12 protein-coding genes are annotated in these 17,211 nt (G+C 45.4%); 7 read left to right on the top strand and 5 right to left on the bottom strand.

Going from position 1 to position 17,211, the window contains the following annotated elements:
- Window positions 1-117 precede the first annotated feature (117 nt).
- Window positions 118-1,215, bottom strand: coding sequence for an ATP-binding protein (locus JGK36_RS15025; protein WP_293177046.1), 1,098 nt, complete (start codon window positions 1,213-1,215; stop codon window positions 118-120).
- 159 nt (window positions 1,216-1,374) lie between these two features.
- On the opposite strand from JGK36_RS15025, the gene JGK36_RS15020 reads away from it, so the two are divergent.
- Entirely contained in the window at window positions 1,375-1,650 is a 276-nt protein-coding gene (locus JGK36_RS15020) for a hypothetical protein (protein ID WP_293177044.1), read from the top strand.
- 80 nt (window positions 1,651-1,730) lie between these two features.
- On the opposite strand, the gene JGK36_RS15015 is transcribed toward JGK36_RS15020, so the two are convergent.
- The 3 genes from JGK36_RS15015 to lepA all read right to left on the bottom strand — a co-directional run bounded on the left by JGK36_RS15015 (window position 1,731) and on the right by lepA (window position 4,809).
- Window positions 1,731-2,150, bottom strand: a complete 420-nt coding sequence (locus tag JGK36_RS15015; RefSeq protein ID WP_293191452.1) for a type II toxin-antitoxin system VapC family toxin — start codon at window positions 2,148-2,150, stop codon at window positions 1,731-1,733.
- On the bottom strand, window positions 2,147-2,719 hold the full coding sequence (locus JGK36_RS15010) for a type II toxin-antitoxin system HicB family antitoxin (protein ID WP_293177040.1): 573 nt from the start codon (window positions 2,717-2,719) through the stop codon (window positions 2,147-2,149). Before JGK36_RS15010 ends, JGK36_RS15015 begins: the two co-directional genes overlap by 4 nt.
- Window positions 2,720-2,994: 275 nt before the next feature.
- Window positions 2,995-4,809 (bottom strand): translation elongation factor 4, encoded by a 1,815-nt coding sequence (gene lepA / locus JGK36_RS15005; RefSeq protein WP_293177038.1) that lies wholly within the window; start codon window positions 4,807-4,809, stop codon window positions 2,995-2,997.
- Window positions 4,810-5,555: 746 nt separating this feature from the next.
- On the opposite strand from lepA, the gene JGK36_RS15000 reads away from it, so the two are divergent.
- The 3 genes from JGK36_RS15000 (at window position 5,556) to JGK36_RS14990 (ending at window position 10,583) form a co-directional block, all read left to right on the top strand.
- Window positions 5,556-5,783 (top strand): type II toxin-antitoxin system CcdA family antitoxin, encoded by a 228-nt coding sequence (locus JGK36_RS15000; protein WP_293146178.1) that lies wholly within the window; start codon window positions 5,556-5,558, stop codon window positions 5,781-5,783.
- Window positions 5,784-6,638: 855 nt separating this feature from the next.
- A complete protein-coding gene (locus tag JGK36_RS14995; protein WP_293177036.1) occupies window positions 6,639-8,555 on the top strand; it encodes a GAF domain-containing sensor histidine kinase in 1,917 nt (638 codons plus the stop codon).
- Between the two features lie 1,215 nt (window positions 8,556-9,770).
- Entirely contained in the window at window positions 9,771-10,583 is an 813-nt protein-coding gene (locus JGK36_RS14990; RefSeq protein ID WP_293177034.1) for a GAF domain-containing protein, read from the top strand.
- A gap of 595 nt (window positions 10,584-11,178) precedes the next feature.
- Here the strand turns inward: JGK36_RS14990 and JGK36_RS14985 are convergent.
- Complete coding sequence (locus JGK36_RS14985) at window positions 11,179-12,717, bottom strand: PAS domain S-box protein (RefSeq protein WP_293197168.1); 1,539 nt, start codon at window positions 12,715-12,717, stop codon at window positions 11,179-11,181.
- 317 nt (window positions 12,718-13,034) lie between these two features.
- Here JGK36_RS14985 and JGK36_RS14980 point away from each other — a divergent pair, with 317 nt between their 5' ends.
- The 3 genes from JGK36_RS14980 (at window position 13,035) to JGK36_RS14970 (ending at window position 17,015) form a co-directional block, all read left to right on the top strand.
- Window positions 13,035-13,685, top strand: coding sequence for a DUF3386 domain-containing protein (locus tag JGK36_RS14980; protein WP_293177030.1), 651 nt, complete (start codon window positions 13,035-13,037; stop codon window positions 13,683-13,685).
- Between the two features lie 237 nt (window positions 13,686-13,922).
- Complete coding sequence (locus JGK36_RS14975) at window positions 13,923-14,162, top strand: NifU family protein (RefSeq protein ID WP_193975189.1); 240 nt, start codon at window positions 13,923-13,925, stop codon at window positions 14,160-14,162.
- Between the two features lie 606 nt (window positions 14,163-14,768).
- Window positions 14,769-17,015, top strand: a complete 2,247-nt coding sequence (locus tag JGK36_RS14970) for a glycoside hydrolase (RefSeq protein WP_293197170.1) — start codon at window positions 14,769-14,771, stop codon at window positions 17,013-17,015.
- The last annotated feature ends 196 nt before the right edge of the window (window positions 17,016-17,211 follow it).

Raw genomic sequence — 17,211 nt, 5'->3', positions numbered from 1 at the left:
GGCTGGGGAGGGCAGGTTTTTGAGATTGTCTGTTTTAGGCGATTATTGTTGGTGAACCTGCCCCTACGAGATATTGGATTGTGCGATCGCATATCTATCTTAGCTTTCTATAGTATTTTAGGATGATTTAGTATCGTTGATATAACGATCGTAAGCTTGATAGCACAATTGCATCAATTTCTGAGGATAGCCGCCACTTTCAGCAATTAACTCCGCAATTTCTGCCTCAGTAAACCTTACGGGTTCGGGAATAGGTGTTAACCAGTCAGCATTGAGGCGACTATCAATAAATTTGCGGCTAATTTGATCATCCCATTGCTTCAGATTTTCCTCAATGCAAATTCCTTTGAAAGGAGATGTCATATTTTTGTCTTGACTGTCAGGAAACAGGGTATCGAGAGAGGTGCAGGCGGCGACAACTAGACGCAAAGGTGCATCGGTTCCCTCCGCCAAACCCCGCAATTGGCCGCGTACTTGGTTCGTAAATCCATCCCAGGTCATTTTCTCGACTTCATCTAAAAGCAACAGGAATCGGTGCGATTCTAGAGCCCGTTTTAGTTGATATCCTTTGACTGTCTCGATACCCGCTTCGCCACACAAAGCATCGTAAAAGTCATGTTCATCATAAACATTATTTAAGTTAAGGTAAATGGGTTGGCGCGGATGACGGAGTTCAGTTGGGGTTTCTCGGTAAAGGGCTTGTAGGAGGGAACTTTTGCCGATCGCCCTTTCGCCAATAATTGCAACACTACTACCACTATTCAGCGTCTCAAACACCCGCCGTATTTCTCGCTTTCTACCAAAGAAATGTCGCGGATCGTCTATCTTGCCATGTTGGGGAATAAACGGATTATTGTGGTTGGAATTATCCACTGCGATCGAAGAAACCGGGTTTTTCACCGAATCTGTGGGCTGTAACGCGTCTTTTCTGTGAAAAAACCCGGTTTCTGAACCCCGCGTAGTTGTATTGGGATTTGTAATATCTTGCCAATCCAATCCTAAAGCCTTGCAAATTCCCACAAAATACTGGCGACTGACAGCCTTCTGGGTAAAAAACTTATGAATTGCTTGAATATCGATGCCTGTCTTTGACTTTTTGCCTTCCCCGATCGTAACACGATCGGCTAAGTCTTGGCGACTCCAGCCTTTGCCTGTGAGAGCAATTGTTGCTTTTTCGATTCCTGCCTGGGATGCTGTGAGCGATCGCTCTGTCATAGCCAAATTACAAACCTTTTAAGTATTATAGCGGGCGATCGCCAATCAAACGCATCTTAAACGCATATCAAACTCATAGTATTTGAAACCCATACACAGGCTGACTTTCAAGGTTTTGCCCTTTATGATTAAAACATCACCAATCAAAAGGTAGCAATTATGAAAGCTCAACCAAATATGACACCTGCTAAACCTAAATCTCCTAAAATGATTCGTAAAAATACCTCTCCTCAACCTCCCTCTCCTTTCGAGTACGTCTTCGCAACTGTTGTCTGTATTACCTTACTTTCTGGAAGCGTGTCCTTATCGCTTAGTATGGAAGATCGGCTATCTCCGCAACAAATTCGCATTTTTGAGACTTGCAAGGATACTTGGAATATGGGTGTCGGTGCAATTTTCGGACTTTTAGGTAGTAAAGCAGATGATGATGAGTAATCTCTGATGGTTTATTTGCAAAAGTGCGATCGCCCTTAATGTCCAAAAGTGCGATCGCATTTAATCCCTCACCCAATTCCTCAAATTGTCCAATCTTCAAACCTCAAACCCGGTACTCGCTCAAAATCTCGCCGGTTCCGCGTCACCAGAATAGCGTTTTTAGAAAGTGCAATAGCAGCAATCCGCAAATCTTTTGTGCCGATGCGAATCTTTTGACGCACCAAATCTGTATAGCAATTGTAAGCATCGCGATCGAACTTCAACACATTCACACTGTTGAAATACTCTACTCCATCCAGAAATCCCTTATAACCCCAGATTACTCGCTCCGATTGAGAAGATTGGTTGATCGCATTCAACCATCCCCGCATTTGTTCCTCAACGGTAATCACTGTTACTGCAATCTCTTCAGGATTAACCTGACTAACTCGCAGCTTTACCAGCGGATGATCGTTTTGAAAAAGTGTCAAACAATCCGTATCCAGTACCCACAAACTCATTTTACTCCGATCTCCACATCAACTTGTGGGTAATCTGTTCCCATTTCCTCATCAAGGGTGTTGCGATCGGCTTCCATATAAGCAACCACCTCATCAAATAGCGGATTGTCTTTATACATTCCAGCAAACTTCATCCAAGGATGTTCCGGTTTGGGCGGTTGAATTGCCAAAGAAATGAGTTCGGCTTTCTCTAGCCGATCGCCCACAACTAAGCTAATATTGGTAATAACCTCTTCCCGGCTATTACCCTCTGCCTTACATTCTTCCCAACCCAAAGCCATCGCTTGATACTTTCCCTCTGTTTCCTGTTCGATCAGGATTGTCAAAGCTGGGCTATCGGGTTTTTGCTCTTGGATTTCTAGCGAAATGAATTCAGCTTTTTCTAAATGATTCGTCACAAGTTGGCTGAGATTTGCGATCGCCTCTTCGCGAGTATTTCCCTCAGCTTGACATTCAGGTAAACCCAATACCATCGCTTGATATTTTCCCTCTGTTTCCTGTTCGATGACGGCTGTCAATGAAAAGTTAGTTAATTTGTCCGACGACTTCAGTAATATTTTGGTAGTCATAATAGTAAATTCAAGTGAGAATTATATTGTTAATTATATCAACATCTTATATCATTTTCAATAAACCTTTTTGGCACGGGCAAGATGCCCATCCCACAAGAAAATTTACTCTTTGTGGAACAGGCATCTTGCCTGTTCGAGGTGATTGCAAAAAACTACGATAAAATTGACTCTTTGTGGAACAGGCATCTTGCCTGTTCCTAGAACCCCACAAGAAAAATGACTGTTTGTGGAACAGGCATCTTGCCTGTTCCTAACAAAGCCCTACAGACAAATTACGAATCGCGATCGAGCTTAAGCACAGCCATAAAAGCCTCCTGCGGCACATCCACAGTACCCACAGACTTCATCCGCTTCTTACCCTTCGCCTGCTTTTGCAGCAACTTCTTCTTCCGCGAAATATCGCCGCCGTAGCACTTCGCCAACACATCCTTCCGCAAAGCCGGAATATGTTCCGAAGCAATCACCTTAGCGCCAATAGTCGCTTGAATCGGCACCTTAAACTGGTGGCGGGGAATCAACTCCTTCAGTTTTTCCGTCAAGCCGCGGCCAACATTGTAAGCCTTATCCCGGTGCACGATCATCGCCAAAGCATCAACCGGATCGCCATTAATTAAAATGTCCAATTTCACCAACGGATTTTCGCGATAACCGATGATGTGATACTCCATACTCGCATAACCGCGCGATCGCGATTTCATCTGATCGAAAAAGTCCGTCACCACCTCCGCCAAAGGCAACTCATAAACCAACGTAGTCCGCCCCTGACTCAGATACTTCATATCCATAAAAATGCCCCGCCGACTTTGAGACAACTCCATCAGCGCCCCCACATAAGTTTCCGGCGACAGCATTTCTACCCGCACATAAGGTTCCTCAATCTTCTCCCGATATTGAGGATCTGGCAAGTGACTCGGATTGTCAATTGTTAACACTTCTCCCTTAATTGTTGTGACTTGATAAACCACAGAAGGAGCCGTAACAATCAAATCCAAATTGTACTCTCTCTCCAATCTTTCCTGCACAATTTCCATGTGCAGCAAACCCAAGAAACCGCAGCGGAAACCAAATCCCATCGCACTAGAAGTTTCCGGTTCGTAGGAAAGCGCCGCATCGTTGAGTTCCAGTTTTTCCAAAGCTTCCCGCAAGTCAGGAAATTGGTCTGCATCGATCGGGAATAAGCCACAAAAAACCATCGGCTTAGCCTCCGTATAACCAGGCCAAGGCTCCGGTGCAGGCTTTTTGACCAAAGTAATCGTATCCCCGACGCGAGCATCAGCTACCGCCTTAATTGCCGCGCCCAGATAACCCACTTCTCCCGCGTGCAGTTCGTCTACTTGTACTTGCGTCGGTGACAAAATGCCCAATTCATCGATGACATATTCCTTCCCCGAAACCATCAACAAAACCCGATCGCCCTTTTTGACACTTCCGTCCATCACCCGGAAATACACAATTACCCCGCGATAAGCATCGTAATAACTATCAAAAATTAGCGCCCGCAGCGGTTTCTCAACAGTATCCTGCGGCGGCGGCACCAATTCCACGATCGCCTCCAAAATATCATCAATACCAATTCCTTCCTTAGCAGAAGCCTCAATCGCCCCGCTACAGTCCAGACCGATAATTTCTTCAATTTCCCCTTTAACCCGTTCCGGTTCCGCCCCCGGCAGGTCAATTTTATTTAGAACCGGAATAATTTCTAAATTATTTCCCAAGGCAAGGTAGACATTTGCCAAGGTTTGTGCTTCCACGCCTTGAGAAGCGTCTACCACCAGCAGCGCCCCTTCGCAAGCAGCGAGCGATCGCGAAACCTCATAGGAAAAGTCAACGTGTCCGGGAGTGTCGATCAGATTTAGCACGTACTCCTGACCGTCCTTGGCAGTGTAATTCATCCGAGCCGCTTGCAGCTTGATCGTAATGCCACGTTCGCGTTCGAGATCCATATTGTCTAAAAACTGCTCCTTCATTTCCCGTGCCTTCACAGTCCCAGTCGCCTGCAACAGTCGATCGGCCAAAGTCGATTTTCCGTGGTCGATGTGAGCAATAATCGAAAAATTACGAATGCGAGATACAGGAACGTTTGTCATAAAACCTATCGGCAAAAGATTGACTTTTGTTATATTATAAAACTTCATTCAATCTACAGTCATTTATAGTCATTTAGAGACTTAAATAGAATTTAAATTTTTCTCGGTTGTGGGTTGACAAAGCCATTGTATTTATGCTATGTTTTTTAGCCTGCTCCAGCCTAGACGCCCTCCTCAGAAAAAGTTTTGTCTTTGTTCTTTTACAGAAAACTCTGGAACAGTTGAGAAAAAGGCGATCGGCAGCATCCCGCATCAAACGAACAGCCCAGTCCATTTGAGATTAGAGATTTTAGACTTCGGGGTGCACAACAGATTTAGATTTGAGATTGGAGACTGCGGCGTGAGACTTGAGCGAGCGCGAGCATCGAGTTCAAAAAAGGAGAACGATTTTCAACTTACTCCGCAACCGATAAATCTGGGAGATCGAGCAGGGGTCTAAAATTTTGGGCCGAGCACCACGATTGTCGGGCGCTTGTACCCATTTTTGGCGTCAGGTTACTCTACAGAGGCGGATAGCAAACTGAAAAATATTGGTGAGAAGTTGCTAGCGCTTGACAAGAAGCAGATAATTTGGTCAAATGACGGAAGCGGGGCGGCAAGGGTGTAAAAAATACAGGTTTTGAGCCGCTGTGCATCTCTACTAGGGATAAGGCATCACTTCCTTCAAAACACTTCCTTCAAAACAAAAAGGCGTAAATTCCTAGAAGGAATTGAAACTTAAGAATTAAAACTAGGATTTTTTAAGTATGAGCGAGTCAAGTATACACTCCCACAGTTCGTCAGAAAAAGTGGAACTATCTATCCATATAGATTCTGAACTGCTAGACCAAATTAAGCACTTGACAAATGACCCCAGCAAAGTCATTGAAACAGCAATCAAGCAGTGGCTCAGAGGCGAGCGTCGCGAAGACGATCAGGCTATGAGTTTGCGTCGCACCCCTCCTGTCCCGCCCCGCGGCGAATGGAACGACTGAGGTTGTCTCCTGTCTCGCCCTCCTACGGCGCGCACAAATCTGCTGGGCATAAAATTTCTGGGTGTGAAATTTAGATCGTCCGAGCTCCGGCGAGATAACTCCGGCAGATTTCCGGGCGAAATACAGGTGGTTCGGAGCAATATTGGTTAAGTAGAAGGAGCTTTTCTATTGTGACGGCAAAAATGCGATCGCCAGTCCCCGACTTGAGTTTTTGGCAGCCTCAACTTTTGGCGGAATTTTTAAACTCGATAGTTAATATGTGCAGACTACTAATTCCTACATCTTAAGTTGTATTTTTAAATTACCGAAAACTGCTGACAACAAATAGTTTTGAGTTTTGAGTTGAGTTATAAATTAATTTTTGGGGAAATTATTGATAACTAAAAATGCTGTGGTAGAAGTCTAAAAGAGTTCTGAGTTTCGAGTCTCGACCTGTGAATCATTCATTAAAAAGCCAACTACTTTGCAGTCAATTAATATAGCCACCGTGCCCGATCGCGGGGAATTTATTAATTGCTAAAACTAATGCGCTCGATTGCATCTTCCATCTTCAATCTTGCATCTTCCATCTTTTTAGCTTGAGCGACTTATACGGCTTAGCCGAAGGAAGCCGCAAGGGCTTATTCCTTCTTCCTTCTGTTAACCCTTGTCTTGCGCGATCGGGCTCTTCTGTCAACCCAACGACCGGCTTTTCGGGCTCTTCTGTCAACTATCAACTGTCAACTCTCCACTCTTCCTTATTGCTTCTACCATAACTCACATCTTAATTATCAAAACCCAAAACAATTTTGAGTTTTAAATTTTAAATCAAAAACTCAATACTCAAAATCAGAATTACTTTTATCCCCTAATCTGATGGACTCTAACACAGATTTCCGGCGATCGAACCTCGCCTCTACAGCATTTTTTCAAGAGTTAGGGGCAGAATTAGTATTTACCCAAGACGCAAGGGGTCGATATCTGTCTTTTTACTGGCAAAAAGCCGAGGAGTACAACCTCACAGCAGAAGAAATTGTCGTTAGCGAAGCCCTCGAAGAGGATCGCCCCCTCAGCGAAACCCTGCAACCCATCGCCCCTGCACCTTATCTCGAACGCCTGCGGCGGGCGCTCGAAACCCTTGTCCCCCAAAGGTTTAGCTATCCATTTTGCCACGCCGAACAATATTTTCTCTTCGATTTGACAGTCACTCCGGCGATCGACTCCAATGGTAAAGCTACAAAAGTCTTAGTTATGGGCAGGCTGCTGTCGGACAAACCCGTACAATTGTCGGCAGATTCCCCAGAATTCATGGCATATCCAGCTTTGCCATCTTCCTCCGACGCCAGCCAACAAATGCTGTATCCAGCCAGCCTCATCGGTAGACCGCTCACTACCTACTCGGAAATCGATCGCAAAATTATCTCCCAAATCGCTCAAAACCTGCACAGAACCCTCGATTTACAGACAATTTGGCAGCAAACAGTTAACAGTTTGGGTGAAGTTTTGAACGCGAGCCGCTGTATCATCTGTTCCTCCAAAAAAGACAGCGAAAACCTCGAAATTTCCCCCTTCCCGATCTCAGAAAATCAGCAAAACTATCCAGATCTAGCAGCAGAATTGCAACACTCAATTGCCAGCGATGGATCGCCCCCGCTGTCTGCCGATCAAATCGAAAATCTCCAATCGAAAACTTTTAAAGTAGTAGCTGAGTACCGCCAAGAACCTTACTCTTCGATGCTGGGATTACAACTGCGCGCAGCCGAACAGCCGGGCTGGATTCAAACTTTAGCCACGTTAAAACCCGTAGCAGTCGATTACGCCTCCCCCATTGTCGATCGCTTCGATCGCCATTCCGTACTCGTAGCAGCTACCTTCTATGAAGACCAACCCAATGCCCTGATATGTTTGCACCGCTGCGGCAATTCCCCGAAATGGAGTCCTGTCGAACTCGAATTTGCCCGCGAGTTAGTCGCTCAAGTCGGCAGCGCGATCGCCCACGCTACACTTTACCAAGAATTAGAACAAGCCCGTGCCGAAGCCGTCGCCCTTTCCCAACTTAAAAGTCAATTTCTTGCCAATACTTCCCACGAACTCCGCACCCCCCTCAACGGCATCCTCGGTTTCCTGAAACTGGTTCTGGATGGCATGGCAGATGACCCCGAAGAAGCGCACCAATTTATCGAAGAAGCTTATCAATCGGCATTACACTTGTTCAATGTGATTAACGATATTTTGGATATCGCTAAAATCGAAGCTGGCAAAATGGAGTTAGACCTCGCTCCAGTCAAACTCGGCGAACTTTTGCAGCAAGTGGAGAACTTTACACGGGTTCAAGTGCAAGAAAAGCGATTGCAATTTCAAATCCAAACACCAGCCATCGAGGACGAGATTATTTTGTATGCCAACTACCAACGCCTGCTTCAGGTAATTTTGAACCTCACCGGCAATGCAATTAAATTTACCAAGGAAGGCGGAATTCGCATCAGTGCCGAAGTTATTAAGAAAAAAGTAACTGTTAACAACCAGGAGTTACCCGGAATTGTGAAAATCCGAGTTGCCGATACTGGCATTGGGGTTTCTCTAGACAAGCAATATAAATTATTTGAGTCATTTTTTCAGGTGGACGGCGCTCGTACCAGACAATACGGCGGCACTGGTTTGGGATTGGCTATTTCTCAAAAACTGGTAGAAGCCATGGGTGGCACAGTAAATTTTTACAGTATGGGGGAAGGACTCGGCTCGACTGTTACTTTTACTGTGGTGCTTTATCAAGAACCGCTCTTGAAAAATTAATTATTGGTAATTGGTAATTGGTAATTGGTCATCGGTAATTGCTTCAGTTCTGGGTTATCCGAAGAGAGGAACGCTATCCATAAAAGCGATATCCGATCTATGAAAACTTTTGTGGGGTAGGCATCCTGCCCGCCCCAAAGATCAACTCATTTGATTAAAACTCTTGTGGGGTAGGCATCCTGCCCGCCCCAAAGATACAAACTAAATGCAAGACATTGTTTTTACCAGAAAGAATTGGTTGAAAGCCCCAAGTCTTTGAGGGAGAAATTAAAATCAGACTATTCATTACTCCAATCCTCTTCCTTCTAGGTAGAGGTCGCTCTCCTTCGGTCAACTGTCAACTGTCAACTATTGAAAGCTTATCCCAAGCGTATTGGATCGTCGCGACGTTCAAGGACGTGGGGAAACGAATCAGTTTCAGGGATTTGACCGATTTAACGGATAGATGTTGAGGCCAGAAGTCCGAGATCAGAAGCCCGAGCAAATCACCAAGAAGCAAAACTTGTCCGCAGGCAAAGGAGGGAATAAGCAAGAAGCAAGAAATAAAAAATAGCTATAGCTGTTCTCAACTTGGGTGTCTCGCCAGTTGTCTTACCACTTACCAATTACCACTTACCACTTACAAATTTGTATATCACTCAGTTGATTATGTCGGGATCGGTGTATCCCTGATTACAAATTCGCGCATAAAAATCATTGATAATTGGTGGTTTTCATAATAACACAGTTATATTGCCCGTCGCAGTATCAAATTTTACCTTGTCCGCCACCAATCTCCCTCCTTCGGTGTTTTCCACTCAGACCGATCGCCCCACCGCTGCCGAACCCACGCAGAATTCGCATCAATGGCATTGGGGGGGGTAGGACAACAGATCATCTCGCTCTGTCTCTTCGCGGCTCACACCTGCGAATAAACCCCCCCAAAAATCCCTAACCTTACCAAAACTGAATGCCCACCCATAGGACTGATTTAACTTCCACAGCCCTATTGTAAAGTTATATTAAGAAAAATTGACGTTCTTAGTTTTATGTGAGAATTGTAAAGATATTGTAAAGATCCTTGCAATAGATAGTATTTTTTGACTAAGTGTGGGAACATTTAAGTGTAATTACGCAAACCTCTATTTGAACAGTTTGCGTCTGGCAAATTAAGTAAATTTCTGCTGTGTTGGTGGAGTGGTAGACTTTTGCCAGTCTAGTAGAAAGAGGGTTGCTATGAATCAGCAAGTATCAGCTCAATCGCAAAAACTTTTGCTCCAAATTGGCAGAAAGATTCGTCGAACTTTGGATCTCGATACCATTTGGCAACAAACAGTTAACTCTCTCGGACAAACATTAGGTGTCAGCCGTTGCATCATTTGTCCCTATCAAAGTTCTAGCCAGCAAGTCACAGTGGCTGCTGAATACTGCCAAGAACCATTTCTACCAATGCTGGGAGTGAAAATCTCGCTCACGTCAGCACCTCATATTACTCAAGCTCTAGAGACCCTAAAACCGGTGGTAGTAGAATCGTTAGGAGCCGACGATCCTTTTGAACGGCATTCGCTGCTAGTGGTCGCTACCGCTTATCAAGATAAACCTAATGGCATAATTAGCTTGCACCGGTGCGAGGGCGGATTGTCAGGGAATGATGGTAATGCCGATCGACCTTGGACTCAAGACCAGATCGAATTCGCAGAAGAAGTTGCGGATCAAGTCGGAAGTGCGATCGCCCTAGCCACCCTCTACCAAGAGCGCAGCCAGCGAACAAAAGAACTATCCCAGTTTAAAAAAGAGTTTTTGTCAACCGCATCCCACGAGCTGCGAACTCCACTAAATCACATCATCGGCTATCTACAACTAACTGTAGATGATATGGCCGACGATCCAATAGAGGAAAGAGCTTTTATCCAAGAAGCTCACCGTTCGGCTCTCCATCTTTCCAAGGTAATTGGTAATGTCTTAGATTCCATTCAGTCAAGTAAAGCTTGTCAGGCTCACGTAGAGTTAGATGCTTTGAGGAGTCAGCAAAAATCTCTAAACAAGTAAAGATGCAATTCCCGCATTCAAAAACTCGAATATTGATCGGGCACACAAGTCTTCTGCCTGGAAAATGTGACACTTGCATCTATATAGCAATATAGCAATACTAATTTATTTGCTAGTTCTAGAAAAATTTAAATCCTTGTTCAACAAGGAGTCTAGCCAGACAAAAAAGTTTTTATCTTGTGCCAATCCGCTCTGATTGCTATAGATTTTTTCAAGAACTTCGATAGCTGGTTACTAAATTATTTTTAGGTCATTAGGGTTGTGTCTAACACAGCATAGCAAATAATAAAGGTAGAATCAGGGTGTATTTATTATGATATTATGTGGGATCGATCGAATAGCTTTGTAGTGAGGAAGTCCGTACTAATAAAACTCAGAATACCGACTTCCTTACTACAAATCTGCAACGGCTATTTTACCGGAGATGATATCGCCAGCAGAAGATTGCTGCTTCGGACTTTTAGTGTTTTTAACTTATAGCCTTTCTCAAAAAGATGAGGTATGACTGACAGCTTATATAACCGCTTAAACCAAGAGGGCCCAAGCCCAACAACATCCGCGAATCTTTCTGAGAACCGCTATATGCTTGAGGGAATTAGTTATCCCCATCTTTTTTCTTGGTTGGCGGGCGGCTGACATAGCGGGCCCAAAAAGGTTCTTCCATATTTTTCAGGGATGCTAGTTTTTGGCGCTCATCTTCTATGCGCTTGCGTTCTGAAAGGTCAGAAAATATGTTGATACTGCCGACTGTCTCGCCGCCTGCATCTTGTACGGGTGCGGCAAACAGCCAAAGGTCGATCGAACTACCGTCTTTTTTGGGCAAAGACACTTCCAAACCGTTTTCCGGTTTGCCATTACCCGCAGATTTCAGCAGCGCGTAAAAATCTTGCTTTTGTCCTTCAGGAATATTCGGCAATGGTTGACCCAAAACCTCAGCAGCAGTCCAGCCAAAAAGTTCTTCGGCGGCGCGGTTCCAGACAAGGGTGCGGCCGTCATTGTCGGTACAGTTAATCGCCAGCGGCGCCGATGCAATCTGGGCTTGCCAAACTCTGTTAACGAGTTGCAGTTTCAATTCTACTTGCTTGCGATCGGTAATTTCCTGACAAGCGCCCCACAAACGAACAACCCGCCCTTCAGTTTTGTCCCACACGGCTTGCCAGCAGTCCCGCACCCAGCGCACACCACCATTTTTGTTAACAATTCGATACTCATTGACTCCCATACCTCTAGAAGTACAGCCTTCTAATTGTTTAATTAACATTTCCCTATCATCAGGGTGAACGATATCTGAACTCCACCAGCCCGAGGCAGTTAATTCTTCAGGGAGATGACCGCTCACGCGCGCCAAAGCTTCCGTTACCCACTCACAAACAAAGTTACCGTTGGGAAGTGCCTTGAAAGAATAGGCAAAATCCGAAGTAATTTGTGACATAATTTTGTAGTGCCGTTGCGACTCCAGGAGTGCGCTTTCTGCTTGCTTGCGTCCCTCAATTTCCCGGGAAGCAATCAGAATTCCCTGTACGCTAGAATCGTGAAGCAAACTATTGCCGATCGACTCCAAGTAGATCCAAGAACCGTCCGCGTGGCGTTTGCGATATTCGATCGGCTTCCCAACTCCAGGAAATTCTAGCAACTTGCCAAAATATGCCTTCCAACTCAGCAAATCGTCTGGATGGATCAACTCGCCATGAAACTTGCCAATTCTCTCTTCTGGCTTGTAACCCAAAACTCTCTCTAGCGCTGCGCTGTGATATCGGACTCGCCCGTCGGAGCCAACAATAGTAATTATATCTGGAGAATTACGGAGCGCAGCCTGAAGTTTGGCTTCGCTTTTAGTTAATGCTTTATTATCCCGGCGGTGCTGGTTGATTTCTTCGTTCAACTGCTCCTGTAGCTTTCTGAGTTGCGCCGCTTGCTGGGCGACAGTGCGTTCCAAAAGACGATTTAAATTTTCCGCCTCAACTAACTTTGCCGCGTTATTTGTCGCACTTTCAAACTGGCGGCTGGTTGCCATTTCTTGCAAAGAAGTTGACAGAGTTTCCACAGTTTTTATTAAAATTGCCTGTTGGGGAGGTGGTAAATGCTTAACTTGTTCCTGCAACGTTTCTAGGTATTTGTAAATTGTTTCTAGCATTTTATTAATTAGGGAATCTAATAGTTGCCACAGGTGAAAACTCTAAAAAGCGGACAGAAGTTTTTTTTAAGATAACCCATAACTAAGAGTGATGTATGGCGATCGATCGCGATCTTAATCACGAGTAATTGCGTGACTTTATTTTGACATCATAGCAACTGAGACTGAAAGTAATTTTTTGTGGCGGTAAAGTTAATAGCCTAGCGACAGCACCCCATTCGGGAACCTGCGAGAGTCGGCAACCCGCCCATGCCGTCAATGCAGGGCACAGGAGCGGTTACGCTAAACTAGATGGGTGTAAATAGAAAGAGAGATTTATGACAGAGCCAGCCAACGCTCGCGATTTGTTTCGCGCTGCTTACGAACACCGTTACACCTGGGATGCCAACTTTCCCGGTTACAGCGCCGATATTGAACTCAAGCAAGGCGACGAAGTATATACGGGTCATGTTTCCATTAAACCAGACATGACAGTGGAAGTCAGTGGCATTGCCGATGAGGAAGTAAAGCAGAGCGTTTACACTCAAATGCGCGATATTGTGACTCACCGGAAGCGATCGACATTTGAAAAATCCCACGGCAAAAACAGCTTCACCCTCGGCGAGAAGGACAGTACCGACGCTGTGGATATTTTAGTGCAAGGCGACTCAATGGGCTCGAATTATAAAATCCGAGGTCTGTCAATTTGTCAAGTCAGCCGGGTGATGGGTCGCATGGCTTTCGTCATTGACACGCACAAAAGCTTAGAGACACCCGAAGGTTCTTTGGCTAGTCATTACGATGCCGTTTTTCGCAACCCCGAAACCAACGAAATCACCAGAGAACTGGAATTTGAAGATACCTTTGACAAGATAGGCGACTATTATGTCATGACCAAGCAAGTAGTGCGATCGAAAGAAAAAGGTCAACTGACAACAACCGAGTTTAACTACTCCAACGTCAAACTGCTAGAACCAGCAGTAGTCTAGGGTTATACCCTTTTCGAGTTGCGCGTTGAAGATTAAAGACTTGGCAACGATGGATGACAACCCAGGTGGGGGAATCTCTCCTACAGTTGCAGTCATTCTGGGAAGGATTAATTGCAAAATCCGTTTTGTTGGAGCAAGCGGGTTTTGCGATTAGTGTCTCGGACTCAACTTCATTTAACGGCAAGTAACGGTACGATCGAACTAAGTCAATTGTACGAATAATTTTTGAGGCAAAATATGACAACACTAGCACTAACCAGAGATAACGTCGAAACAGTTCTCGATGAAATGCGCCCCTACCTGATATCAGATGGTGGCAACGTCGAACTGGTAGAAATCGACGGCCCAGTAGTACACCTGAGACTGCAAGGAGCTTGCGGCTCTTGTCCGAGTTCCACAATGACTCTGAGAATGGGCATTGAACGCCGCCTGCGCGAAGCAATCCCTGAAATTTCTGAAGTCGAACAGGTAATGTAATTAGTCAGTTGACAGTTGACAGTTGACAGTTGACAGTTGACTGTTAACGGTTGACTGTTACCTTTTTTCAATTCCTTATATAGCGACAGGTGATTTTAATCCAGAATTTACCAGCCTGAGTGTTAATTCATGACTGTACGGAAATGAAGATAATTCTAGTTGACTGGCTATTAAAGCTTTTACCGCTATTACCAGAAAGAATTGGTTGAAAGCCTGTCCATTTTAAGGAGAAATTAAAACAAGACGATTCATTACTCCAATCATCTTCCTTCTAGATAGAGGCTGCTGTCAACTGTCAACTGAATCCAATCCTCTTCCTTCGAGTTAAAGGTCGCCCTCAAGCGGTCAAATATCAATTGAATGAAAGCCCTAGATACAAAAAGTAGTTTTATGTGCTACTCGATGGTAGTAATGTGTGCAGCATCAACCTGCAATTGAGAAGTTGGAAGCGCTACTTAATAGGGACAATCTGCGCTGTTCATCACCCTAAAGATAGAAGTTAAGCATTCCTGACAAAATTACAAAATACCAATTACAAAATACCAATTACAAAATACCAATTACAAATTATAATTACCCATTACCCATTACCCATTACCAAAATCAATGTCTCACCCCCTTTACGTAGCCTTCATTTGGCACCAACACCAACCCCTCTACAAATCAAGATCGTTCACTAGCGCCGGAGCATCCGAGTATCGACTGCCTTGGGTGCGCTTGCACGGAGTCAAAGATTACTTGGATTTAGTCCTAATTCTGGCAAAATATCCCAAGCTGCATCAAACTGTAAACCTGGTTCCGTCCTTAATTTTGCAGATAGAAGACTGCATCGCCGACAAAGCATTAGACCCTTACTTGGCGGTAACTCTCAAGCCAGCAGAAACTTTAAACATCGCTGAACAAGAGTTCATTTTAGAACACTTCTTTGATGCCAACTACCATACCCTGATTCAGCCGCATCCCCGGTACGCTCAACTCTACACTCAGCGGCAGGAAAAAGGGATTCAATGGTGCTTGGCAAACTGGAAAGTGCAGGATTTTGGTGACTTGCTGGCGTGGCACAATTTAGCTTGGATCGATCCGCTGTTTTGGGATGACCCCGAGATTGCAGGGTGGCTGAAACAAGGACAAAATTTCAATCTGGCCGATCGCAAAAAGATCTATTCAAAACAAAAAGAAATTCTCGCCAGAATCATTCCCCAGCACCGTAAAATGCAAGCTGAGGGACAGTTGGAAGTGTCCACAACCCCCTACACTCACCCGATTTTGCCGCTGCTTGCTGACACAAATGGCGGCCGCATAGCGATTCCTAACATGACTCTGCCAGAACATAGGTTCCAGTGGGCTGAAGATATTCCCAGACATTTGAGAAAATCTTGGGATATGTATCAAGACAGATTTGATTGTAAACCGCGGGGTTTGTGGCCGTCGGAACAGGCAGTTAGCCCGGAAATTTTGCCCTACATTGCTAAACAAGGGTTTAAATGGATTGTCTCGGATGAGGCGGTATTGGGGTGGACAATTAAACACTTTTTTCACCGCGATGGGGCGGGGAATGTTTGCGAACCAGAATTGTTATATCGCCCTTATCGTTTAGAAACTCCTGATGGCGATTTGGCGATCGTATTTAGAGACCACAGATTGTCGGATTTGATTGGTTTTACCTACGGTTCGATGGAACCGAAGAAGGCAGCGTCGGATTTGGTGGGACACTTGGAGGCGATCGGCAGAACTCTCAAACACCGACAACCCGACGGCCACACATCTTTAGAAAATCCGTGGTTGGTGACGATCGCCCTAGACGGCGAAAATTGCTGGGAATTCTATCCTCAAGATGGCAAACCGTTCTTAGAATCACTCTATCAAACTCTCAGCGACAATCCCGATATCCAATTAGTCACAGTGTCGGAATTTCTCGACAAATTCCCCGCCACCGAAACAATACCCGCCGCCCAACTGCATACCGGTTCCTGGGTAGACGGTTCCCTGACAACTTGGATCGGCGATCCTGCGAAAAACCGCGCTTGGGATTTGTTAGGGCCAGCCAGACAAATGCTGGCAAACCATCCAGAGGCTACGGAAGAAAGCAATCCCGAAGCTTGGGAAGCGCTTTATGCGGCGGAAGGTTCCGACTGGTTTTGGTGGTTTGGCGAAGGCCACACGTCGAATCAAGATGCTATGTTCGATCGGCTATTCCGCGAACACGTAGCAGCAATCTACGAAGCTCTCGGCGAGCCTGTACCCCCGGAAGTGCTGCGACAAGTAGAGGCACACGAGGTTCAAGGCGACCACCAACCGCTGAGCTTTATTCACCCGATTATCGACGGTATCGGCAACGAACAGGATTGGGACAAAGCCGGTCGGATTGAAGTTGGGGGAGCAAGGGGTACGATGCACCGGAGTGCGGCAATTCAGCGGCTTTGGTACGGCGTAGATCACTTGAATTTTTACCTTCGCGCCGACTTCAATGCTGGGGTGCGGCCGGGCATTGATTGCCCGCCGGAGTTAAACTTGTTCTGGTTTTATCCCGATCGCACGATGCACAACAGCTTGATTCCGCTGTCAGGTTTGCCCGATGAAGCACCCATCAACTATCGCTTCCACCATCAGTTAGAGATTAATTTGCTGACGAAATCGATTGGGTTTCACGAAGCAGGAGAGGGCGATGAGTGGCAGCCCCGCCTCAGCCGGGCCCAAGTGGGATTGGATAAATGTTTGGAGATAGCAGTACCCTGGGCGGATTTGCAGATTATGCCCGACTGGCAAATGAGGCTGATTGCGGTTTTATCGTCCGGGGAGCGCTACTCTAGCTGTATGCCGTTCGATTCTTTGATTGGAATTGGAATGCCTTAAAGAGTCATGAGTCATGAGTCCTGGCGTCATTAGTCATCAGTCATTAGTCCGATCGCGTCCGGTCGATCGAGCGCTATAAAATAGGTTTGTAGTCAGGACTTCAGTCCTCTGTTTTTTGAGGACTGAAGTCTTAACTACAAACCTGCTATAAAATAGGTTTGTAGTCAGGACTTCAGTCCTCTGTTTTTTGAGGACT

This window comes from Microcoleus sp. PH2017_35_SFW_U_B, from assembly GCF_020737865.1.
Lineage (GTDB): Bacteria > Cyanobacteriota > Cyanobacteriia > Cyanobacteriales > Microcoleaceae > Microcoleus.
The sequence above is the reverse complement of the archived record's forward strand: the minus strand, read 5'-3'. Positions and strand labels throughout refer to the sequence as shown.